The organism is Hansschlegelia beijingensis (assembly GCF_045505405.1).
GTDB lineage: Bacteria > Pseudomonadota > Alphaproteobacteria > Rhizobiales > Methylopilaceae > Methylopila > Methylopila beijingensis_A.
In genome coordinates, this window is record NZ_JBJKEX010000035.1 from 1 (window position 1) to 18,046 (window position 18,046).

Genomic DNA, 18,046 nt, shown 5'->3' on the forward strand with positions numbered 1-18,046 from the left:
GCCGGTCTTGGTGCGCGCGGGGGGGCGGGATCCTGGCTTGGGTCCGCGTGAGGGGCGGTCGGCCATCGGGGACGTGCTTTCGGTTCGCCGACACGGCCGCGACGCCCGGCTTGCGGGGCGTCGGCGACTTGCGTTTCGAGTGAGAAGAACTGGCCTTTTACCCCAGAGCGCGCCCGAGCGCGAGGCCGCCGAACAGCGCCCCGATCGAGAGCGCGACGGAGGCCGCCACATAGCCCGCCGCAAGGCCGGCCGCGCCGCGCTCCCACAGCGCCACGGCGTCGAGCGAGAAGGCCGAGAACGTCGTGAACCCGCCGAGCACCCCCGTCATCAGGAATACGCGCATCTCCTGAGACCCGCCCTTCAGCGCCAGCAGGGCCGCGAGCAGCCCCATGGCGAAGCCGCCGACGACATTCACGGTCAAGGTGCCCCACGGAAAGCCCATCCCGAAAACACGGCTGCTCGCGATGTTGACGAGATAGCGGGCGACGGACCCCAACGCTCCTCCGAGCGCGACCAGAAGCACGGGGACCATGATCTACTCCCGCTCCGCCCGGAGCTTCGCCCAATAGTCGAGCCGCTTCCTGAGTTCGCGCTCGAAGCCCCGGTCCGGGGGATCGTAGAACCGCCGGCGGCCCATCGCCTCCGGGAAGTAGTCCTGGCCGGAAAAGGCTTCCGGCGCGTCGTGATCGTAGGCGTAGCCGGCGCCGTAGCCTTCCGACTTCATCAGCTTGGTCGGCGCGTTCAGGATGTGCTTGGGCGGCGGCAGCGAGCCGTGCTCCTTCGCGGCGGCGCGGGCGCGCTTGTAGGCGACGTAGACAGCGTTCGACTTCGGGGCGGTCGCGAGATGGACCACGCATTCGGCGAGGGCGAGCTCCCCCTCGGGCGTGCCGAGCTGCTCATAGGCGTCGCGGGCCGCGATCGCGACGGTGAGCGCCTGCGGATCCGCGAGGCCGATGTCCTCGGAGGCCATGCGGATCAGCCGGCGCGCGAGGTAGAGCGGATCCTCTCCGGCGTCGAGCATGCGCGCCAGCCAGTAGAGCGCGGCGTCCGGGTCCGAGCCGCGCACCGATTTGTGGAGCGCCGAGATCAGGTTGTAGTGCCCGTCCGCGGACTTGTCGTAGATCGGCGCGCGCCGCTGCACGACGTCCTGCACCCGTTCGGCGTCGAACACCTCGTCAGGCCGCGCGGCGCGCCAGATCTCCTCGGCGAGGGTGAGCGAGGCGCGGCCGTCGCCGTCCGCCATCCGGATGAGCGCGGCGCGCGCCCCCGGATCGAGCGGAAGCGCCCTGCCCTCGATCGCTTCGGCGCGCGCAAGCAGCTTCTCGATCGCCTCCGCGTCGAGCGACCTGAAGACCAGCACGCGCGCCCGCGACAGCAGAGCCGCGTTCAGCGCGAAGGACGGGTTCTCGGTCGTCGCGCCGACGAGCGTGACGGTGCCGTCCTCCATGACCGGCAGGAAGCTGTCCTGCTGCGCCTTGTTGAAGCGGTGAATCTCGTCGACGAACAGCAATGTGCCGCGGCCGGCCGCGCGGCGGGCCCGCGCGGTCTCGAACACCTTCTTCAGATCGGCGACCCCCGAGAAGATCGCCGAGATCGGCTCAAAAGCGAGGTTCGTGGCGTCCGCGAGCAGACGGCCCACCGTCGTCTTGCCGGTCCCGGGCGGCCCCCAGAAGATCAGGCTTCCGAGGCTGCGCGCCGCCACCAGGCGGCCGAGCGCGCCGTCCGGCCCCAGAAGATGTTCCTGGCCGATGACTTCGTCGAGCGTCTGCGGGCGAAGCCTGTCGGCGAGCGGCCGCGGCGCGTCGCGCTCAAGTCCAGCCGCCTCGAACAGGTTCGCCACGCATCAGCCTCCGAACACGGACGTGATGGTATGCCCGTCGCGCTCGATCGTAACCTTCCAGACGCGAGGGCGACTGGACGAAATCCGGACGAGATCGCGCACGTTCCCGACCTTCGCGTCGTTCACCGCCCGCACGATGTCGCCCTTCTGGAAGCCGAGCTGCTGGGCGATCGAGCCGTCGGCGATCTCCATCACCACGACGCCGCGCAACGCCTGGTCGAGCGACATCTCGTCGGCGAGCGCCGGCGACAGATTGCCGACCGTGGCGCCCTGGAAAGGCGAGTCGCTTCGGAGCAAGCGGTCTTCGCGCGCCGGAACCTCGGGGGCGCGCGACAGCTCGACCCGGACCTTGCGCTCGGCGCCGCCGCGGCTCAGCGTCACCTCCGCCTGCCCTCCGACGGGCCGGGTCGCGAAGCGGTAGTTGAAGCCCTCGACGCCGTCGACCGGCCGGCCGTCCACGGCGACCACCAGATCGCCCTGCTCGACGCCGGCCTTCGCGGCAGGCGAATCCGGCGCAACGCTCGCGACCAGCACGCCCGTCGGAACCTTGAGGCCGAGGCCTTCCGCGAGCTCCGGCGTGACCGTCTGCAGCGAGGCGCCGAACCAGGGGCGGACGACCGACTTCGCGCCGGAGCGAGCCGACGACAGCACGACCCGAACCATGTTCGACGGGATCGCGAAGCCGATGCCGACCGAGCCGCCGGACTGGGAGAAGATCGCCGTGTTGATGCCGACGAGCTTGCCGTCGAGATCGACAAGCGCGCCTCCCGAGTTGCCGGGATTGATCGCGGCGTCCGTCTGGATGAAGGACTGGTAGTCGTCGACGCCGATCTGGGTGCGCGCGAGCGCCGAGACGATGCCCGACGTGACCGTCTGGCCGACGCCGAACGGATTGCCGACGGCGAGCACCAGATCGCCCACCTGCACCGCGTCCGAGTCGGCGAAGTCGAGGGTCGGAAATTTCTCCGAGCCGTCGCCGATCTTCAGCACGGCGATATCGGCGCGCTGGTCCTTGAGCAGGATCTTGGCCTCGAACTCGCGCTTGTCGGCCAGCGCGACGCGGACCTCGGTCATGCCCTCGACCACGTGATTGTTCGTGACCACCAGACCGTCGGACCCGACGATCACGCCGGAGCCGAGCGACCGCTGCACCCGTTCGCGCGGCCTGCCGCGGTCTCCGAAGAACTGGCGGAAGAAGGGATCGTCGAACAACGGATTGCGCTGCCGCCGCTCGGTCCGGCTGGCGTAAATGTTCACCACGGCCGGCGTAACGTGATGCACCACCGCCGCGAAAGAGAGCTTGATCTCCTCACGACTCTCCGGCAGCCGCCGCTCCTGCGCTTGGGCGGGGAGGACGAGGGCGGCGACCAGGGTGAGGATCGCGGCGGTGAGCTTCATGAAACGCGCTCCGCTCAGGTTCTGTGAGGCGGCGTCTGACATAAGGCCGACGCGCCGATTGCGAAACCGCGACATGGCCGCGCGACAGCGCCGGCCGCCGAACCGAAGCCTGGAGACGGCCTCATGCGAACGCTTCTGCTGATCATCGGACTTGCGGCGATCGCGGTCGGCGGGCTGTGGATCGGCCAGGGCCTCGGCTACGTCGCCTGGCCTGCCTCGAGCTTCATGATCCGTCAGCCCCAGTGGGCCTATTACGGCGCCGCGCTTGCCGCGGCCGGCCTCGCCCTCGCCGCCTGGTCGCGCCGCTAAGGCGCGCCGCGGGACCAGACCCTCAGAAACGAAAAAGCGGCCGTCGCCGGCCGCTTTCAGAGATCGAAGAAGAGCCGTCGCCTGATCAGGCGGCGGCCTCCGCCTCGGCGCGGGCGCGGTCGGCGGCGCCCTTGGCGTCGACGTCACGCTCGACGAATTCGATCACCGCCACCGGCGCGTTGTCGCCATGGCGGAAACCGGCCTTGATGATCCGCAGGTAGCCGCCGTTGCGGTCCTTGTAGCGCGGGCCGATCGTGTCGAAGAGCTTCTTCACGGTCGGGACGTGGCGGATCTCGGAGATCGCCTGACGGCGCGCGTGCAGGTCGCCGCGCTTGGCGAGGGTCACGAGCTTCTCGACCACCGGACGAAGGTCTTTCGCCTTCGGCAGGGTGGTCACGATCTGCTCGTGCTCGATCAGCGAGAGCGCGAGGTTGGCGAACATCGCCTTCCGGTGGCTCTGCAGCCGGTTGAAGCGGCGTCCCCGCCGGGCGTGCATGGACATTTCGTCTTCTCCTTCGGAGCTCAGGCGGCCTGGCCGCCGAGCTCAGCGATCTCAGTAGTGTTCTTCGAAGCGCTTGGCGAGTTCGTCGATGTTGTCCGGCGGCCAGCCGCCGACTTCCATCCCGAGGTGCAGGCCCATCTGGGCGAGCACTTCCTTGATCTCGTTCAGCGACTTCCGGCCGAAGTTCGGAGTGCGGAGCATCTCCGCCTCGGTCTTCTGGATGAGGTCGCCGATGTAGACGATGTTGTCGTTCTTCAGGCAGTTCGCCGAACGGACCGAAAGCTCGAGCTCGTCGACCTTCTTGAGCAGCGCCGGGTTGAAGGCAAGCTCCGGGATGGCGGACGGAGCGGCTTCCTTCTTCGGCTCCTCGAAGTTCACGAACACTTCGAGCTGGTCCTGCAGGATGCGCGCCGCGTAGGCGACCGCGTCCTCGGGCGACACCGAACCGTTGGTCTCAACCGTCAGCGTCAGCTTGTCATAGTCGAGGATCTGACCTTCACGCGTGTTCTCAACGCGGTAGGAGACCTTCTTGACAGGCGAGTACAGGCTGTCGACCGGGATCAGGCCGATCGGCGCGTCCTCGGGACGGTTGCGATCCGCCGGGACGTAGCCCTTGCCGGTGTCGACGGTGAACTCCATGCGGATCTCGGCGCCGTCGTCCAGCGTGCAGAGCGCCAGGTCCGGGTTCAGGATCTGGACGTCGCCCACCACCTGGATGTCGCCGGCGACGACCTGACCGGGGCCCTGCTTGCGCAGCACCATCCGCTTCGGGCCTTCGCCCTGCATCTTGATCGCCACGTCCTTGATGTTGAGGACGATGTCGGTCACGTCTTCGCGCACGCCCGGGATCGACGAGAACTCGTGCAGCACGCCGTCGATATGCACCGAGGTCACCGCCGCGCCCTGGAGCGACGACAGCAGGATGCGGCGCAGCGCGTTGCCGAGCGTGAGGCCGAAGCCCCGCTCGAGCGGCTCGGCGACCATGGTGGCGATGCGGTCGCCACGGCCGCTCGAGGTGACCTCGAGCTTGTTCGGCTTGATCAGGTCTTGCCAGTTCTTCTGGATCACGGACTGCATCCTTCGTCAGTCACCGTGGAAACGCGCCCTCGCGCTCCACAGTAGGCCTCGCCGCCGAGACGGGGGCCTGAAACGGACACGCGCCCCGCGAACGGGGCGCACGCAAAACCGGCGGTCTGCTCAGACCCGCCGGCGCTTGCGCGGCCGGCAGCCATTGTGCGGGATCGGGGTCACGTCGCGGATCGAAGTCACCATGAAGCCGGCGGCCTGAAGGGCCCGGAGCGCCGACTCACGGCCGGAGCCGGGACCGCGAACCTCGACCTCAAGCGTCCGCATGCCGTGCTCGGCCGCCTTCTTGGCCGCGTCCTCGGCCGCGACCTGCGCGGCGTAGGGCGTCGACTTGCGCGAGCCCTTGAAGCCCTGCGCGCCGGCGGACGACCAGGACACGGTGTTGCCCTGTGCGTCGGTGATGGTGATCATCGTGTTGTTGAACGTCGCGTTCACATGCGCGACGCCCGAAGCGATATTCTTGCGCTCGCGGCGGCGAATGCGCTGGGCTTCCTTGGCCATATAACTTTCGATCCTTCAGGCGCGCCCGTAGTTCCAGGCGCTCGGGAGTTTTGCGTCATCCCCGGCCGGCGAGAGCCGACCCGGGAGCTTTTCCAGTTCGCCCTCGCGGGAGGGCGACCGGCCGCCGAAGCGACCGGCGCGCGATCCGCGGCCTAACGGCCGCGGGCCGTTACTTCTTCTTGCCGGCGATCGGCTTCGCCTTGCCCTTGCGGGTGCGGGCGTTGGTGTGCGTGCGCTGGCCGTGGACCGGCAGGCCGCGGCGGTGCCGCAGGCCGCGATAGGAGCCGAGGTCCATCAGGCGCTTGATGTTCATCGAGACTTCGCGCCGCAGGTCGCCCTCGACCATGTAGTCGCGATCGATGGTCTCGCGGATCTGGATGACTTCGGCGTCGGTCAGCTGGTTGACCCGGCGCTCCGACGGGATCGCGACCTTTTCGCAGATCTCCTCGGCCTTCTTGGCGCCGATGCCGTGAATGTACTGAAGCGCGATGATCACGCGCTTGTTCGTCGGGATGTTTACGCCGGCGATACGGGCCACGAGGCAGTCTCCATGTGAGATCCGGCCGAGGCCGGGACTGACGCGCGTCCGGTGGAGCCCGGCCCTTGCGCATCGGCAAAACGAAAGAAAAGCTGGGCGTCGTGACGCCCAGCAGTCATCACTCTATAGGTGAGGGCCTGCGCGTAGCGTCTCGTTCGCCCCGCGTCAAGCCCAAATTACCTTCTGGCCGCGTCAGGCGGACGCCTTGGTCTCGGCCAGCACCTCGTCGATCGCGCGCGCGACGTCCTCGATCGGCGCCATGCCGTCCACGGAGGCGTAGATCCCGCGCTCCTTGTAGAACGGCCGGAGCCGGCTCGTGACCTCGCGATAATCCGCGATGCGCCGGGCGACCACTTCGGGAGCGTCGTCGCTCCTGAGCGGCTTGCCGGCGGCGGCCGCGTCGCGCGCCCTGCCCTCCACCCGCGCCAGCAGCGCGTTCTCGTCGACCGCCAGCTCGATCACCGCGTCGAGCTTCATGTCCTTCTGCTCGAGCATCTGCTCGAGCGCCTCGGCCTGGCTCACCGTGCGCGGAAAGCCGTCGAGGATGAAGCCCCGCTGCGCGTCCGGCTGGCTGATCCGATCGGCGACGATCTTGACCACCAGGCCGTCCGGGCAGAGCTGCCCACGGGCCATCAGGTCCTTGGCCTCGAGGCCATCCGGGCTGCCGGCCGCGACCGCAGCCCGCAGCATGTCGCCCGTCGAGAGCTGGATGATGCCGTTCTTCTCGACGAGACGCTCCGCCTGCGTTCCCTTGCCGGCGCCGGGCGGTCCCAGGAGAATCAGCCTCATCTGCGCTTACCCCTCAGCTTGGCCTTCTTGATCAGGCCCTCGTACTGCGCCGCGTAAAGGTGGCCCTGAACCTGCGCGACCGTATCCATCGTCACGGAAACGACGATCAGGAGCGATGTGCCGCCAAAGTAGAACGGAACCGCTGCGTACGAGATGAGGATCTCCGGGATCACGCAGACCAGGGCGATGTAAGCCGCGCCGACCACCGTGATGCGAGTCAACACATAGTCGATGTACTCGGCGGTGCGATCGCCGGGCCGGATGCCCGGAATGAAGCCGCCATACTTCTTCAGGTTGTCGGCCGTCTCCTTCGGATTGAAGACGATCGCGGTGTAGAAGAACGCGAAGAACACGATCAGCGCGACGTAGAGCACCATGTAGAGCGGGCGGCCATGCGCCAGGTGCGTGGTGATCACGCTCAGCCAGCCGGAGCCCCCGGCCTGCGAGGCCGAGAAGTTCGCGATCGTGGTCGGAAGCAGCAGCAGCGACGACGCGAAGATCGGCGGGATGACGCCCGCGGTGTTGAGCTTCAGCGGCAGATGCGAGGACTCGCCGCCCGTCATCTTGTTCTGTGAGACCTGGCGCTTCGGATACTGGATCAGCAGCCGCCGCTGGGCCCGTTCGACGTAGACGATGAAGGCGATGACAGCGACGGCCATGACCATCACGGCGAGGATCAGGCCGGTCGAGAGCGCGCCCTGGCGGCTGAGCTCGAGCGTCCCGGCGAGCGCTTGGGGCAGCTCGGCCACGATGCCGGCGAAGATGATCAGCGAGATGCCGTTGCCGATGCCGCGAGCGGTGATCTGCTCGCCCAGCCACATCAGGAACATCGTGCCGCCGGTCAGCGTCACGACGGTCGAGAGGCGGAAGAACAGGCCCGGATCGACGACGACGTTCTGCTGGCCCTCGAGACCGACGGCGATGCCGTAGGCCTGGACGGCGGCGAGCGCCACCGTGCCGTAACGCGTGTACTGGTTGATGACCTTCCGGCCCTGCTCTCCCTCCTTCTTCAGCGCCTCGAGGTGCGGCGAGACCGTGGTCATCAGCTGCACGATGATGGAGGCGGAGATGTAGGGCATGATCGCCAGGGCGAAGATCGCCATACGGCCGACCGCGCCCCCGGAGAACATGTTGAACAGGCCGATGATGCCGGTCGACTGCTGGCGGAAGAGCTCCGCCAGCGCCACCGGGTTGATGCCCGGCATCGGGATGTAGGTCCCGAGCCGGTAGACGAGCAGCGCGCCGAGCGTGAACCAGATGCGCTTCTTGAGTTCGTCCGCCTTCGAAAAGGCGGAGAAGTTCAGGTTGGCAGCAAGCTGCTCAGCGGCGGAAGCCATCGATCACGTCCACGAATAGGAGTACATACGCCGCCCCCAGATAGGGACGTCAGGCGGCGTCCGCATCCTTCTGGGGAGCGAGCAGCGTCACCTTGCCGCCGAGCTTCTCGATGGCGTCCGAGACGCTCTTCGAGACCGCGTAGACCTCGAGGTCGAGCTTCGTCGTCAGCTCGCCGCGGCCGAGCACCTTCACGCCGTCGCGCTTCTTCGACAGCACGCCGGCCTCGATGAGCGCCGCTTCCGTCACCGGCTTCGACGCGTCGAGCTTGCCGGCGTCCACCGCCTGCTGCAGACGCGCCAGGTTCACCTCGTTGAGGTCCTTGGCGAACAGGTTGTGGAAGCCGCGCTTCGGCAGGCGACGATAGAGCGGCATCTGGCCGCCCTCGAACGCCTTGATGGCGACGCCGGTGCGGGACTTCTGGCCCTTCACGCCGCGGCCGCCGGTCTTGCCCTTGCCCGAGCCGATGCCGCGGCCAACGCGGATCCGCTCCTTGGTCGCGCCGGGATTGTCCCGGAGGTCGTTGAGCTTCACCATCACTTCTCTCCCGCAGGCGTCTCGACGCGCACGAGGTGCGCGACCTTCGCGATCATCCCGCGAACGGCGGGCGTATCGGCCAGTTCGCGGCGCTTGCCGATGCGCCCGAGGCCGAGGCCCACGAGCGTGGCGTGCTGGTCGGCAGGACGGCGGGTGGACGAGCCGGTCTGGACCACCGTCACGCTGCCGGACTGAGACTTCTTCTTGGCGGCGTCAGCCATGATCAAGCTCCTAAAAACCGTCAGCCTTCGGCGACGGCGTCAGCGTCGACGTCGCGGCGGCGAGCCTGCAGCGTCGAAACCTTGAGACCGCGGCGGGCGGCGACGGAGCGCGGGCTGTCCTCGGCCTTGAGGGCGTCGAAGGTGGCACGCACCATGTTGTACGGGTTCGAAGAGCCCAGCGACTTGGCGACGACGTCATGGACGCCGAGCGTCTCGAACACGGCGCGCATCGGACCGCCGGCGATGATGCCGGTGCCGGCCGGAGCGGCGCGCAGCACGACGCGGCCGGCGCCATGGCGACCGTCGACGTCGTGGTGAAGCGTGCGGCCCTCGCGCAGCGGAACGCGGATCAGACCACGCTTGGCGCTCTCGGTCGCCTTGCGGATCGCCTCCGGAACCTCACGAGCCTTGCCGTGGCCGAAGCCGACGCGGCCCTTCTGGTCGCCCACGACGACGAGCGCGGCGAAGCCGAAGCGCCGGCCGCCCTTGACGACCTTGGCGACGCGGTTGATGTGGACGAGCTTGTCGACGAACTCGCTGTCCTCGCGGTCGCGATCGCGGCGGTTCTCTCTGGGCTCACGAGCCATTTGCTATCCTCTCGCCTCGAGCGGGCTTCAGAAGTTGAGCCCGCCCTCACGGGCGGCCTCGGCCAGGGCTTTGACCCGGCCGTGATAGATGTATGCGCCGCGGTCGAACACGACGTCCTTGACGCCAGCCGCCTTGGCGCGCTCGGCCACGAGCTTGCCGACCGCCTGGGCGGCCGCCATGTCCGCCCCGGTCTTGCCGCTGGCGCGGAAGTCCTTGTCGAGCGTGGAGGCTGCGGCGAGCGTCACGCCCTTCGCGTCGTCGATGACCTGAGCGTAGATCTGCTTCGACGAGCGATGGACGGACAGCCGCGGACGGCCGTTGGCGTTGGCCAGGAGGGCCCGGCGGACGCGCGCCTTGCGGCGGGCCTGGGTCGCGAGATTCTTCGACATGGTTCCGGGCCCTTACTTCTTCTTGCCTTCCTTGCGGAAGATGAACTCGCCCGCGTACTTCACGCCCTTGCCCTTGTAAGGCTCGGGGCGGCGGAAGTCCCGGATCTCGGCGGCCACCTGACCGACGCGCTGGCTGTCGACGCCGCTCACGGTGAGCTCCGTCGGCTTGCCGGCCACGATCTGGATGCCGTCCGGGATCGGATAGACGACGTCGTGGCTGTAGCCGAGCGCCAGCACCAGGTTCTTGCCCTGGACGGCGGCGCGATAGCCGACGCCGCTGATCTCGAGCTTCTTCTCGAAGCCCGAGGTCACGCCGGTGACGAGGTTCTGCACCATCGTCCGCGACATGCCCCACATCGACCGCGCGCGCTTGGTGTCCTCGCGCGGCTGGACCGAAATCTTGCCGTCCTTGAACTCGACGACGACGTCGTCATGCGCACGAAAGGCGAGCTCGCCCTTCGGACCCTTGACCTTGATGTTCTGCCCGTCAACCGCCGCGGTCACGCCCGACGGCACGTCGACCGGCTTCTTGCCGATGCGCGACATGATCGCTCTCCGTATCCTGCTTCCAGAAAACCCTCTGCCCAAGCGTCAGAAGACGCGGCAGAGGATCTCCCCACCCACGTTCTGGTCGCGGGCGTCATGATCCGCCATCACGCCCTTGGGCGTGGACAGGATCGAGATGCCGAGGCCGTTGGCGACTCGCGGCAGGTTCTTGACCGAGGCGTACACCCGGCGGCCCGGCTTGGACACCCGCTGAATCTCGCGGATGACCGGCGCGCCGTCGTAGTACTTCAGTTCGATCTCGAACTCAGTGCGGCCGTTGGCCAGCTCCGTCTGGGTGTAACCCCGGATGTAGCCTTCCGCCTGCAGCACGTCCAGCACGTGCTGGCGCAGCCGGGAGCCGGGCGTCGAGCACGACGTCTTGTTCCGCATATGCGCGTTGCGGATGCGCGTCAGCATATCGCCGAGGGGATCGATCATCGACATGATTCCCTCCTCCTCACCAGCTCGACTTCAGGAGACCGGGAATCAGGCCCTTGGAGCCGAGATCCCGGATCGCGATGCGCGACACGCCGAGCTTGCGGTAGTAGGCCCGCGGCCGGCCCGTCATCTCGCAGCGATTGCGGATGCGAACCTTGGAGCCGTTGCGCGGCAACTCGGCGAGCTTCAGGCGCGCAGCGAAGCGCTCCTCCAGCTCGCGGCTGTCGTCCTTGGCGATCGCCTTGAGCTCGGCACGCTTCTCAGCGTCCTTGGCGACCAGGCGGCGGCGCCGGTTGTTCTTCTCGATCGCGCTTTTCTTAGCCATGCGATCCTCCCGTCACTGCCTGAAGGGGAAGTTGAAGGCGCGCAGCAGCGCGCGCGCTTCGTCGTCAGACTTCGCCGTCGTGCAGACGATGACGTCCATGCCCCAAACCTGATCGATCTTGTCGTACTCGATCTCGGGGAACACGATGTGCTCCTTGATGCCGAGGGCGAAATTGCCGCGGCCGTCGAAGCTCTTGGGGTTCAGGCCGCGGAAGTCGCGGACCCGCGGCAGCGCGATCGTGACCAGGCGATCGAGGAAGTCGTACATGCGCTGGCGACGCAGGGTCACCTTGGCGCCGACCGACTGGCCCTCGCGCAGCTTGAAGGTCGCGATCGACTTGCGCGCCTTGGTGATCACCGGCTTCTGACCGGTGATCTTGGCGAGCTCGCCGGCGGCGGTGATCGCCTTCTTCGAGTCGGCGACAGCCTCGCCGATGCCCATGTTGACGACGATCTTCTCGATCGCCGGCACAGCCATCGGGTTCTTGTAGCCGAACTCTTCAATCAACTTCGCGCGCACCACCTCGTCGTAGTGCTGCTTCATGCGCGGCGTGTAGACTGCCTCAGGCATCGATCTGCTCCCCCGAACGGGTCGCGACGCGCACCTTCCGGCCGTCGTCCAGGACCTTGAAGCCAACGCGCGTCGCCTTGCCGTCCTTCGGATCGGCGACCGCGAGGTTGGAAAGATGGATAGCGGCTTCCTTGCGGATGATGCCGCCTTCCTGCGTCTGGGTCTGCTTCTGGTGACGCGCGATCATGTTCACGCCGCGCACCAGGGCGCGCTCGTCCTTCGGCATCACCTGAAGCACTTCGCCGGTCTTGCCCTTGTCACGGCCGGCGAGAACGACGACCTTGTCGCCCTTCTTGATCTTCGCGGCCATCACAACACCTCCGGCGCGAGCGAGATGATCTTCATGTGGTTCTTGGCGCGCAGCTCGCGCGGAACCGGGCCGAAGATACGCGTGCCCACCGGCTCTTTCTGGTTGTTGATCAGCACGGCCGCATTGCGGTCGAAGCGGATCACCGAACCGTCCAGACGACGGATGTCCTTGGCGGTGCGAACGACGACCGCCTTCATGACGTCGCCCTTCTTTACGCGGCCGCGCGGGATCGCCTCCTTCACGGAGACGACGATCACGTCGCCGACGCGCGCATAGCGGCGACCGGCGCCGCCGAGCACCTTGATGCACATCACTCGCTTGGCGCCGGAATTGTCGGCGACATCGAGATTGCTCTGCATCTGAATCATGGCCGTTCAGCCTTTCCATTTCGCCCGGACCGGTATCCGCATTCACGCGGACCTCGCCCGGCGGGCCCTTCAGATGTTTGGTTACTCAGTCGGCGCGGGCGCGGAGGCGTCCGGGCTGACCGAGGCGTCCGACTTGACGACCCAGCGCTTGAGGCGCGAGATCGGCCGGCTCTCCTCGATCCACACGAGGTCGCCGATCTTGAACCGGCCGTCCTCGTCATGGGCGTGGTAGTGCTTGGTCCGCCGCACCGTCTTCTTGAGAAGCGGATGGGTGAAGCGGCGCTCCACCTTGACCACGACGGTCTTGGCGTTCTTGTCCGAAATGACAGTCCCGAGAAGGACGCGTTTGGGCATGGTGTCCTCCTCAGGCCTTCGTCGCGGCTTCGCCGCGCTTGACGGTCGCGACAGTGCGGATGCGGGCGATGTCGCGCCGCACCTGGCGCACGCGCGCCGTGTTCTCGAGCTGGCCGGTGGCCCGCTGGAAGCGCAGGTTAAACTGCTCTTTCTTCAGCTTCACAAGCTCGTCGTCGAGCTGGTCGACGGTCATCGCGCGAAAGTCCTGCGCCTTGGCCATGGTCAAATCCTCACTCGGCGATGCGCTGAACGAAGCGCGTGCGGATCGGCAGCTTGGCGGCGGCGAGCGCCAGCGCCTCGCGGGCGATCTCGGCCGAAACGCCGTCGATCTCGAACATGATGCGGCCCGGCTTCACCTTGGCGGCCCAGAACTCGTTCGCGCCCTTGCCCTTACCCATGCGGACTTCGGTCGGCTTCTTGGAGACCGGCACGTCCGGGAACACGCGGATCCAGACGCGGCCGGCGCGCTTCATGTGACGCGTGAGCGCCCGGCGTGCGGCTTCGATCTGACGGGCGGTGATGCGCTCCGGCTCAAGAGCCTTCAGACCGAACGCCCCGAAGTCGAGGTCGAAACCTCCCTTCGCGACGCCGCTGATGCGGCCCTTGAACTGCTTGCGGAACTTAGTCTTCTTCGGTTGCAGCATGGCTTAAACTCCTGCGCCCCCGCTCACGCGTGGTCGCGGCGCGGCGGACGACCGCCGTCGCCGTCGTTAAGACGCCGGTCCTGGGCCATGGGATCGTGCTCCATGACCTCGCCCTTGAAGATCCAGACCTTCACGCCGCAGGTGCCCATCGCGGTCTTGGCGGTCGCGACGCCATAGTCCACGTCGGCGCGCAGCGTGTGCAGCGGAACGCGACCCTCGCGATACCACTCCGTGCGGGCGATCTCGGCGCCGCCGAGGCGGCCGGCGCAGTTGATCCGAATGCCCTCGGCCCCGAGCCGCATCGCGGACTGGACGGCGCGCTTCATGGCCCGGCGGAACGCCACGCGGCGCTCCAGCTGCTGCGCGATCGACTCGGCCACCAGCGTCGCGTCGACTTCCGGCTTGCGGACCTCGACGATGTTGATGTGCACCTCGGAGGTGGTCATCGAGCCGACCTTCTTGCGAAGCTTCTCGATGTCCGCGCCCTTCTTGCCGATCACGATGCCCGGACGGGCAGAGTAGATCGACACCCGGCACTTCTTGTGCGGGCGCTCGATGACGATCTTGGAGACCGCCGCCTGCTTGAGGTCCTTCAGGAGCGCGTCACGGATCGCCACGTCCTCACGGAGCAGCTTGCCGTACTCGCCCTTGCTGGCGAACCAGCGCGAATCCCAGGTGCGGTTGATGCCGAGCCGAAGCCCGATCGGGTTGACCTTATGACCCATCGTCTTCTCCTCAGGCCTTCGCCGCTTCCGCCTCGACCTGACGAACGACGATCGTCAGGTGCGAGAACGGCTTCTGGATCGTGCCGACGCGGCCGCGGGCGCGGGGGCTGAAGCGCTTCATGACGATCGACTTGCCGACATAGGCCTGCGAAACGATGAGATCGTCGACGTCGAGGTCGTGATTGTTCTCGGCGTTGGCGATCGCGCTCTCGAGCGTCTTCTTCACCTGGCCGGCGATCCGCTTGCGCGAGAAGGTCAGATCGGCGAGCGCCGTCTCGACCTTCTTGCCGCGGATCATCTGCGCGACGAGGTTCAGCTTCTGCGGCGAGATGCGGACCATGCGGAGCACGGCCTTCGCCTCGTTGTCGGGAAGCGCGCGCTTGGCTGCCTGCTTGCCCATCGTTACTTCCTCTTCGCCTTCTTGTCCGCCGCGTGCCCGTAGAAGGTGCGCGTCGGGGCGAACTCGCCGAACTTGTGGCCGATCATCTCTTCAGAGACCGCCACGGGAATGTGCTTCTGCCCGTTGTAGACCCCGAAAGTGAGGCCCACGAACTGCGGCAGGATCGTCGAGCGGCGGCTCCAGGTCTTGATGACCTCACTGCGGGTCGATGACCGCGCAGCGTCCGCCTTCTTCAGCAGGTACCCGTCGACGAAGGGACCCTTCCAGACTGAACGCGCCATGGCCGGCTCTCCTTACTTCTTCTTCCGGGCGTGACGGCTCGACACAATGAACTTGTCGGTCGCCTTGTTGCTGCGCGTCCGCTTGCCCTTGGTCGGCTTGCCCCAGGGGGTCACCGGATGGCGGCCGCCCGAGGTGCGGCCTTCGCCGCCGCCATGCGGATGATCGACCGGGTTCATGGTCACGCCGCGGTTATGCGGACGCCGGCCAAGCCAGCGCGAACGCCCAGCCTTGCCGAGGTTGATGTTCGAGTGGTCCGGGTTCGACACGGCGCCGACGGTCCCGAAGCACTGGCCGTGCACCAGGCGCTGCTCGCCCGAGCTCAGCCGCAGCGTGACGTAGCCCTGGTCGCGGGCGACGATCTGCGCGTAGGAGCCGGCGGAGCGAGCGATCTGGCCGCCGCGGCCGATCTTGAGCTCCACATTGTGGACGATCGTGCCGACCGGCGCGGCGCCGAGCGGCATCGCGTTGCCGGGCTTCACGTCGACCTGCGCGCCGGCGACGACGGAGTCGCCGACCTGCAGGCGCTGCGGCGCCAGGATGTAGCTCAGCTCGCCGTCCGCATAGCGGATCAGCGCGATGAAAGCCGAGCGGTTCGGATCGTACTCGATCCGCTCCACCGTCGCCGGGACGTCAAGCTTGCGCCGCTTGAAGTCGATCAGACGGTAGGTCCGCTTGTGGCCGCCGCCGCGGAAGCGGACGGTGACGCGACCGTAGTTGTTGCGGCCGCCCTTGGACGAAAGGCCCTCGGTCAGCTGCTTGAGCGGCGCACCCTTGTAGAGGGCCGACCGGTCGACGATCACCAGCTGGCGGAGGCCGGGCGTGATCGGATTGTAACTCTTGAGCGCCATTGTCGGCTCCCTTCCCCGTCCCGCCTCAGAGACCCGTGGTCACGTCGATCGAATGGCCTTCGGCCAACGTCACGATCGCGCGCTTCGAGTCCGACTGGTGGCCGAGTCGGCCACGGAATCGCTTCGTCTTGCCCTTGCGGACCAGCGTGTTGACGCTCACGACCTTGACGTCGAAGAGCTTCTCCACCGCAGCCTTGATCTGCGGCTTGGTCGCGGTGTCAGACACCTGGAACACGACCTTGTTCTCTTCGGACGCGTAGGTCGCCTTCTCGGTGATGATCGGCGACCGGATGACGTCGTAATGGCGCAGATCGGTCATTTGAAGCGCGCCTCCAGCGCATCGATCGCCGCCTTGGTCAGCACCAGCACGTCGCGGCGGAGGATGTCGTAGACGTTGATGCCCTGAACCGGCAGCACGTCGACCGTGTGCACGGAGCGAGCGGCGAGCTTGACGTTCGCGTTCACCTCGGCGCCGTCGACCACCAGCGCGTTCGAGAAGCCGAGCTTCTCGATCTGCGCCTTGAACGCCTTCGTCTTGGCGTCCTCGAGACCGAAGGAGTCGACGACGACGATCTGCTGATCGCGGGCCTTGGCCGAAAGCGCGTGCTTCAGGCCGAGCGCCCGGACCTTCTTCGGCAGGTCATGCGCATGGGAGCGCACGACCGGCCCGAAGGCGCGACCGCCGCCGCGGAACTGCGGCGCGGAAGCCTGGGCGTGACGGGCGCGGCCCGTGCCCTTCTGCTTGTACATCTTCTTGCCCGTGCGGGCGATGTCCGAGCGGCCGAGCGTCTGGTGCGTGCCGGCCTGGCGCTTGGCGAGCTGCCAGCGCACGACGCGGTGCAGGATGTCCGTCCGCGGCTCGAGGCCGAAGATGTCGTCCGACAGCGTGACCGTCTCGCCGGCCTGGCCATCGGCCTTGGTGATCGCGATGTCGACCATCACGCGTTCTCCGTCTCGGTGGCCGAGGTCTCGACCGAAGCCGCGGCGGCGCCGCGCTCGCGGAACGAGCCGGGCATCGGGGTGCCCTCGGGCAGCTTGGTCTTGACGGCGTCGCGCACCAGGATCCAGCCGCCCTTGGCGCCCGGAACGGCGCCCTCGACGAGGATCAGCCCGCGCTCGACGTCGGTGGAGACCACCCGCAGGTTCTGGGTGGTCACCCGCACGTCGCCCATGTGACCGGCCATCTTCTTGTTCTTGAAGACCTTGCCGGGATCCTGACGGCCGCCCGTCGAACCGTGCGAACGGTGCGAGATCGACACGCCGTGGGTGGCGCGAAGGCCGCCGAAGTTGTGCCGCTTCATGGCGCCGGCGAAGCCCTTGCCGATCGAGGTGCCGGTCACGTCGACGCGCTGGCCGGCCACGAAGTGGTCGGCGGTCAGCTCGGCGCCGACCGGGATCAGCGCATCTTCGCTGACGCGGAATTCGACGAGCTTGCGCTTCGGCTCCACCTCGACCTTGGCGAAATGACCGCGCTCGGCGCGCGTCACGTTCTTCGGCTTGCGCGAGCCCGCGCCGAGCTGAAGCGCGACGTAGCCCTGAGCTTCAACAGTGCGGTGGCCAACCACCTGGCACTGGTCAACCTTCAGCACCGTCACGGGGACATGCTCGCCGGCGTCCGTGAAGACGCGGGTCATGCCCAGCTTCTGTGCGATGAGTCCGGACCGCATTTGCGTCGTCCTTCCGAATAATCCGATCAGAGCTTGATCTCGACATCCACGCCGGCCGCGAGGTCGAGCTTCATGAGCGCGTCCACGGTCTGCGGGGTCGGGTCGACGATGTCGAGGAGACGCTTGTGCGTCCGGATCTCGAACTGTTCGCGGCTCTTCTTGTCGACGTGAGGCGAGCGGTTCACGGTGAACTTCTCGATGCGCGTCGGCAGCGGGATGGGCCCGCGCACCTGGGCGCCGGTCCGCTTCGCCGTCGACACGATCTCGCGAGTCGAGGTGTCGAGGATGCGGTGATCGAACGCCTTCAGGCGGATCCGGATGTTCTGGCCGTTCATGTTCGTCCGTCTCCACGAGACGGGCGGCGCCGGAGGTCCGGCGCGCCCGCCGCGGTCAAAGCAAGAAGGTTCCGATCACTCGATGATGCTGGCGACGACGCCGGCGCCGACGGTTCGGCCGCCTTCGCGGATCGCGAAGCGCAGCTTCTCCTCCATCGCGATCGGCACGATCAGGTGCACCTCCATCGCGATGTTGTCGCC

At 67.4% G+C, this 18,046-nt stretch carries 32 protein-coding genes; 1 reads left to right on the forward strand and 31 read right to left on the reverse strand.

The features are described from left to right. Positions 1–157 precede the first annotated feature (157 nt). From crcB to ACIKT0_RS04110, 3 genes are read right to left on the reverse strand one after another with little or no spacing between them, the layout of a single operon-like run. On the reverse strand, positions 158–532 hold the full coding sequence (gene crcB / locus ACIKT0_RS04100) for a fluoride efflux transporter CrcB (protein ID WP_407104125.1): 375 nt from the start codon (positions 530–532) through the stop codon (positions 158–160). Positions 533–535: 3 nt separating this feature from the next. Further along, positions 536–1,840, reverse strand: coding sequence for a replication-associated recombination protein A (locus tag ACIKT0_RS04105; RefSeq protein WP_407104126.1), 1,305 nt, complete (start codon positions 1,838–1,840; stop codon positions 536–538). 3 nt (positions 1,841–1,843) lie between these two features. Next, positions 1,844–3,238 carry a DegQ family serine endoprotease gene (locus tag ACIKT0_RS04110; protein WP_407104127.1) on the reverse strand — a complete coding sequence of 465 codons (1,395 nt, stop codon included), beginning with the start codon at positions 3,236–3,238 and terminating at the stop codon, positions 1,844–1,846. 123 nt (positions 3,239–3,361) lie between these two features. On the opposite strand from ACIKT0_RS04110, the gene ACIKT0_RS04115 reads away from it, so the two are divergent. Next, positions 3,362–3,547 (forward strand): hypothetical protein, encoded by a 186-nt coding sequence (locus ACIKT0_RS04115; protein WP_407104128.1) that lies wholly within the window; start codon positions 3,362–3,364, stop codon positions 3,545–3,547. A gap of 85 nt (positions 3,548–3,632) precedes the next feature. On the opposite strand, the gene rplQ is transcribed toward ACIKT0_RS04115, so the two are convergent. The 28 genes from rplQ to ACIKT0_RS04255 all read right to left on the reverse strand — a co-directional run. Continuing rightward, positions 3,633–4,043: a 50S ribosomal protein L17 gene (gene rplQ / locus ACIKT0_RS04120; protein ID WP_183394459.1), complete on the reverse strand. Its 411-nt coding sequence runs from the start codon at positions 4,041–4,043 to the stop codon at positions 3,633–3,635. Between the two features lie 57 nt (positions 4,044–4,100). After that, the gene (locus tag ACIKT0_RS04125) at positions 4,101–5,126 is read right to left on the reverse strand and encodes a DNA-directed RNA polymerase subunit alpha (protein ID WP_183393872.1); all 1,026 of its coding nucleotides are present in this window, start codon (positions 5,124–5,126) and stop codon (positions 4,101–4,103) included. Positions 5,127–5,246: 120 nt separating this feature from the next. Further along, positions 5,247–5,636 (reverse strand): 30S ribosomal protein S11, encoded by a 390-nt coding sequence (gene rpsK / locus ACIKT0_RS04130; protein ID WP_020178186.1) that lies wholly within the window; start codon positions 5,634–5,636, stop codon positions 5,247–5,249. Between the two features lie 169 nt (positions 5,637–5,805). Continuing rightward, complete coding sequence (gene rpsM, locus ACIKT0_RS04135; protein WP_183393871.1) at positions 5,806–6,174, reverse strand: 30S ribosomal protein S13; 369 nt, start codon at positions 6,172–6,174, stop codon at positions 5,806–5,808. A 192-nt stretch (positions 6,175–6,366) separates the two neighbouring features. Further along, a complete protein-coding gene (locus ACIKT0_RS04140) occupies positions 6,367–6,963 on the reverse strand; it encodes an adenylate kinase (RefSeq protein WP_407104129.1) in 597 nt (198 codons plus the stop codon). Beyond that, complete coding sequence (gene secY / locus ACIKT0_RS04145; RefSeq protein ID WP_407104130.1) at positions 6,960–8,300, reverse strand: preprotein translocase subunit SecY; 1,341 nt, start codon at positions 8,298–8,300, stop codon at positions 6,960–6,962. The genes ACIKT0_RS04140 and secY overlap by 4 nt, the downstream gene beginning before the upstream one ends. 49 nt (positions 8,301–8,349) lie before the next feature. Continuing rightward, complete coding sequence (gene rplO / locus ACIKT0_RS04150; protein WP_183394458.1) at positions 8,350–8,832, reverse strand: 50S ribosomal protein L15; 483 nt, start codon at positions 8,830–8,832, stop codon at positions 8,350–8,352. A 2-nt stretch (positions 8,833–8,834) separates the two neighbouring features. Then, a complete protein-coding gene (rpmD, locus tag ACIKT0_RS04155; protein WP_183393868.1) occupies positions 8,835–9,056 on the reverse strand; it encodes a 50S ribosomal protein L30 in 222 nt (73 codons plus the stop codon). 20 nt (positions 9,057–9,076) lie between these two features. Beyond that, positions 9,077–9,643: a 30S ribosomal protein S5 gene (gene rpsE / locus ACIKT0_RS04160; protein ID WP_128775912.1), complete on the reverse strand. Its 567-nt coding sequence runs from the start codon at positions 9,641–9,643 to the stop codon at positions 9,077–9,079. A gap of 27 nt (positions 9,644–9,670) precedes the next feature. Then, positions 9,671–10,033 carry a 50S ribosomal protein L18 gene (rplR, locus tag ACIKT0_RS04165; RefSeq protein WP_407104131.1) on the reverse strand — a complete coding sequence of 121 codons (363 nt, stop codon included), beginning with the start codon at positions 10,031–10,033 and terminating at the stop codon, positions 9,671–9,673. A 12-nt stretch (positions 10,034–10,045) separates the two neighbouring features. Beyond that, complete coding sequence (rplF, locus tag ACIKT0_RS04170; RefSeq protein WP_407104132.1) at positions 10,046–10,579, reverse strand: 50S ribosomal protein L6; 534 nt, start codon at positions 10,577–10,579, stop codon at positions 10,046–10,048. Between the two features lie 45 nt (positions 10,580–10,624). Next, positions 10,625–11,023, reverse strand: a complete 399-nt coding sequence (gene rpsH, locus ACIKT0_RS04175) for a 30S ribosomal protein S8 (protein WP_183393864.1) — start codon at positions 11,021–11,023, stop codon at positions 10,625–10,627. A gap of 13 nt (positions 11,024–11,036) precedes the next feature. Beyond that, positions 11,037–11,342: a 30S ribosomal protein S14 gene (gene rpsN, locus ACIKT0_RS04180; protein ID WP_407104133.1), complete on the reverse strand. Its 306-nt coding sequence runs from the start codon at positions 11,340–11,342 to the stop codon at positions 11,037–11,039. A 12-nt stretch (positions 11,343–11,354) separates the two neighbouring features. Next, a complete protein-coding gene (rplE, locus tag ACIKT0_RS04185; protein ID WP_183393862.1) occupies positions 11,355–11,912 on the reverse strand; it encodes a 50S ribosomal protein L5 in 558 nt (185 codons plus the stop codon). Next, complete coding sequence (gene rplX / locus ACIKT0_RS04190; RefSeq protein WP_407104134.1) at positions 11,905–12,222, reverse strand: 50S ribosomal protein L24; 318 nt, start codon at positions 12,220–12,222, stop codon at positions 11,905–11,907. The genes rplE and rplX overlap by 8 nt, the downstream gene beginning before the upstream one ends. Next, positions 12,222–12,590 (reverse strand): 50S ribosomal protein L14, encoded by a 369-nt coding sequence (gene rplN, locus ACIKT0_RS04195; RefSeq protein ID WP_183393860.1) that lies wholly within the window; start codon positions 12,588–12,590, stop codon positions 12,222–12,224. Before rplN ends, rplX begins: the two co-directional genes overlap by 1 nt. A gap of 81 nt (positions 12,591–12,671) precedes the next feature. Continuing rightward, positions 12,672–12,944 (reverse strand): 30S ribosomal protein S17, encoded by a 273-nt coding sequence (gene rpsQ / locus ACIKT0_RS04200; protein ID WP_407104135.1) that lies wholly within the window; start codon positions 12,942–12,944, stop codon positions 12,672–12,674. Between the two features lie 10 nt (positions 12,945–12,954). Next, the gene (gene rpmC, locus ACIKT0_RS04205) at positions 12,955–13,164 is read right to left on the reverse strand and encodes a 50S ribosomal protein L29 (RefSeq protein WP_183393858.1); all 210 of its coding nucleotides are present in this window, start codon (positions 13,162–13,164) and stop codon (positions 12,955–12,957) included. Positions 13,165–13,174: 10 nt separating this feature from the next. Continuing rightward, the gene (rplP, locus tag ACIKT0_RS04210) at positions 13,175–13,588 is read right to left on the reverse strand and encodes a 50S ribosomal protein L16 (protein WP_183393857.1); all 414 of its coding nucleotides are present in this window, start codon (positions 13,586–13,588) and stop codon (positions 13,175–13,177) included. 23 nt (positions 13,589–13,611) lie between these two features. Beyond that, positions 13,612–14,313, reverse strand: coding sequence for a 30S ribosomal protein S3 (gene rpsC, locus ACIKT0_RS04215; protein WP_183393856.1), 702 nt, complete (start codon positions 14,311–14,313; stop codon positions 13,612–13,614). Between the two features lie 10 nt (positions 14,314–14,323). Further along, positions 14,324–14,713 (reverse strand): 50S ribosomal protein L22, encoded by a 390-nt coding sequence (gene rplV, locus ACIKT0_RS04220; protein ID WP_183393855.1) that lies wholly within the window; start codon positions 14,711–14,713, stop codon positions 14,324–14,326. A gap of 2 nt (positions 14,714–14,715) precedes the next feature. Then, positions 14,716–14,994: a 30S ribosomal protein S19 gene (rpsS, locus tag ACIKT0_RS04225; protein ID WP_183393854.1), complete on the reverse strand. Its 279-nt coding sequence runs from the start codon at positions 14,992–14,994 to the stop codon at positions 14,716–14,718. Positions 14,995–15,006: 12 nt separating this feature from the next. Next, on the reverse strand, positions 15,007–15,843 hold the full coding sequence (gene rplB / locus ACIKT0_RS04230) for a 50S ribosomal protein L2 (RefSeq protein ID WP_407104136.1): 837 nt from the start codon (positions 15,841–15,843) through the stop codon (positions 15,007–15,009). Between the two features lie 25 nt (positions 15,844–15,868). Then, positions 15,869–16,162 (reverse strand): 50S ribosomal protein L23, encoded by a 294-nt coding sequence (locus ACIKT0_RS04235; RefSeq protein ID WP_407104137.1) that lies wholly within the window; start codon positions 16,160–16,162, stop codon positions 15,869–15,871. Next, a complete protein-coding gene (gene rplD, locus ACIKT0_RS04240; RefSeq protein WP_407104138.1) occupies positions 16,159–16,782 on the reverse strand; it encodes a 50S ribosomal protein L4 in 624 nt (207 codons plus the stop codon). The genes ACIKT0_RS04235 and rplD overlap by 4 nt, the downstream gene beginning before the upstream one ends. After that, the gene (gene rplC, locus ACIKT0_RS04245) at positions 16,782–17,510 is read right to left on the reverse strand and encodes a 50S ribosomal protein L3 (protein ID WP_183393850.1); all 729 of its coding nucleotides are present in this window, start codon (positions 17,508–17,510) and stop codon (positions 16,782–16,784) included. The genes rplD and rplC overlap by 1 nt, the downstream gene beginning before the upstream one ends. 26 nt (positions 17,511–17,536) lie before the next feature. Next, positions 17,537–17,845, reverse strand: a complete 309-nt coding sequence (gene rpsJ, locus ACIKT0_RS04250) for a 30S ribosomal protein S10 (protein ID WP_020178162.1) — start codon at positions 17,843–17,845, stop codon at positions 17,537–17,539. A 75-nt stretch (positions 17,846–17,920) separates the two neighbouring features. Then, positions 17,921–18,046, reverse strand: a 126-nt coding sequence (locus tag ACIKT0_RS04255) for an EF-Tu C-terminal domain-related protein (protein ID WP_474998493.1), incomplete at its 5' end; no start/stop codon positions are given.

What these genes read in the sequence shown, in the direction of transcription:
- crcB (WP_407104125.1), bottom strand. Translation starts at nt 532, where the DNA reads ATGGTCCCCGTGCTTCTGGTCGCGCTCGGAGGAGCGTTGGGGTCCGTC.
- ACIKT0_RS04110 (WP_407104127.1), bottom strand. Translation starts at nt 3,238, where the DNA reads ATGAAGCTCACCGCCGCGATCCTCACCCTGGTCGCCGCCCTCGTCCTC.
- ACIKT0_RS04115 (WP_407104128.1), top strand. Translation starts at nt 3,362, where the DNA reads ATGCGAACGCTTCTGCTGATCATCGGACTTGCGGCGATCGCGGTCGGC.
- rplQ (WP_183394459.1), bottom strand. Translation starts at nt 4,043, where the DNA reads ATGCACGCCCGGCGGGGACGCCGCTTCAACCGGCTGCAGAGCCACCGG.
- ACIKT0_RS04125 (WP_183393872.1), bottom strand. Translation starts at nt 5,126, where the DNA reads ATGCAGTCCGTGATCCAGAAGAACTGGCAAGACCTGATCAAGCCGAAC.
- rpsK (WP_020178186.1), bottom strand. Translation starts at nt 5,636, where the DNA reads ATGGCCAAGGAAGCCCAGCGCATTCGCCGCCGCGAGCGCAAGAATATC.
- ACIKT0_RS04140 (WP_407104129.1), bottom strand. Translation starts at nt 6,963, where the DNA reads ATGAGGCTGATTCTCCTGGGACCGCCCGGCGCCGGCAAGGGAACGCAG.
- secY (WP_407104130.1), bottom strand. Translation starts at nt 8,300, where the DNA reads ATGGCTTCCGCCGCTGAGCAGCTTGCTGCCAACCTGAACTTCTCCGCC.
- rpmD (WP_183393868.1), bottom strand. Translation starts at nt 9,056, where the DNA reads ATGGCTGACGCCGCCAAGAAGAAGTCTCAGTCCGGCAGCGTGACGGTG.
- rpsE (WP_128775912.1), bottom strand. Translation starts at nt 9,643, where the DNA reads ATGGCTCGTGAGCCCAGAGAGAACCGCCGCGATCGCGACCGCGAGGAC.
- rplR (WP_407104131.1), bottom strand. Translation starts at nt 10,033, where the DNA reads ATGTCGAAGAATCTCGCGACCCAGGCCCGCCGCAAGGCGCGCGTCCGC.
- rplF (WP_407104132.1), bottom strand. Translation starts at nt 10,579, where the DNA reads ATGTCGCGCATCGGCAAGAAGCCGGTCGACGTGCCGTCGGGCGTGACC.
- rpsH (WP_183393864.1), bottom strand. Translation starts at nt 11,023, where the DNA reads ATGTCGATGATCGATCCCCTCGGCGATATGCTGACGCGCATCCGCAAC.
- rpsN (WP_407104133.1), bottom strand. Translation starts at nt 11,342, where the DNA reads ATGGCTAAGAAAAGCGCGATCGAGAAGAACAACCGGCGCCGCCGCCTG.
- rplE (WP_183393862.1), bottom strand. Translation starts at nt 11,912, where the DNA reads ATGCCTGAGGCAGTCTACACGCCGCGCATGAAGCAGCACTACGACGAG.
- rplX (WP_407104134.1), bottom strand. Translation starts at nt 12,222, where the DNA reads ATGGCCGCGAAGATCAAGAAGGGCGACAAGGTCGTCGTTCTCGCCGGC.
- rplN (WP_183393860.1), bottom strand. Translation starts at nt 12,590, where the DNA reads ATGATTCAGATGCAGAGCAATCTCGATGTCGCCGACAATTCCGGCGCC.
- rpsQ (WP_407104135.1), bottom strand. Translation starts at nt 12,944, where the DNA reads ATGCCCAAACGCGTCCTTCTCGGGACTGTCATTTCGGACAAGAACGCC.
- rpmC (WP_183393858.1), bottom strand. Translation starts at nt 13,164, where the DNA reads ATGGCCAAGGCGCAGGACTTTCGCGCGATGACCGTCGACCAGCTCGAC.
- rplP (WP_183393857.1), bottom strand. Translation starts at nt 13,588, where the DNA reads ATGCTGCAACCGAAGAAGACTAAGTTCCGCAAGCAGTTCAAGGGCCGC.
- rpsC (WP_183393856.1), bottom strand. Translation starts at nt 14,313, where the DNA reads ATGGGTCATAAGGTCAACCCGATCGGGCTTCGGCTCGGCATCAACCGC.
- rplV (WP_183393855.1), bottom strand. Translation starts at nt 14,713, where the DNA reads ATGGGCAAGCAGGCAGCCAAGCGCGCGCTTCCCGACAACGAGGCGAAG.
- rpsS (WP_183393854.1), bottom strand. Translation starts at nt 14,994, where the DNA reads ATGGCGCGTTCAGTCTGGAAGGGTCCCTTCGTCGACGGGTACCTGCTG.
- rplB (WP_407104136.1), bottom strand. Translation starts at nt 15,843, where the DNA reads ATGGCGCTCAAGAGTTACAATCCGATCACGCCCGGCCTCCGCCAGCTG.
- ACIKT0_RS04235 (WP_407104137.1), bottom strand. Translation starts at nt 16,162, where the DNA reads ATGACCGATCTGCGCCATTACGACGTCATCCGGTCGCCGATCATCACC.
- rplD (WP_407104138.1), bottom strand. Translation starts at nt 16,782, where the DNA reads ATGGTCGACATCGCGATCACCAAGGCCGATGGCCAGGCCGGCGAGACG.
- rplC (WP_183393850.1), bottom strand. Translation starts at nt 17,510, where the DNA reads ATGCGGTCCGGACTCATCGCACAGAAGCTGGGCATGACCCGCGTCTTC.
- rpsJ (WP_020178162.1), bottom strand. Translation starts at nt 17,845, where the DNA reads ATGAACGGCCAGAACATCCGGATCCGCCTGAAGGCGTTCGATCACCGC.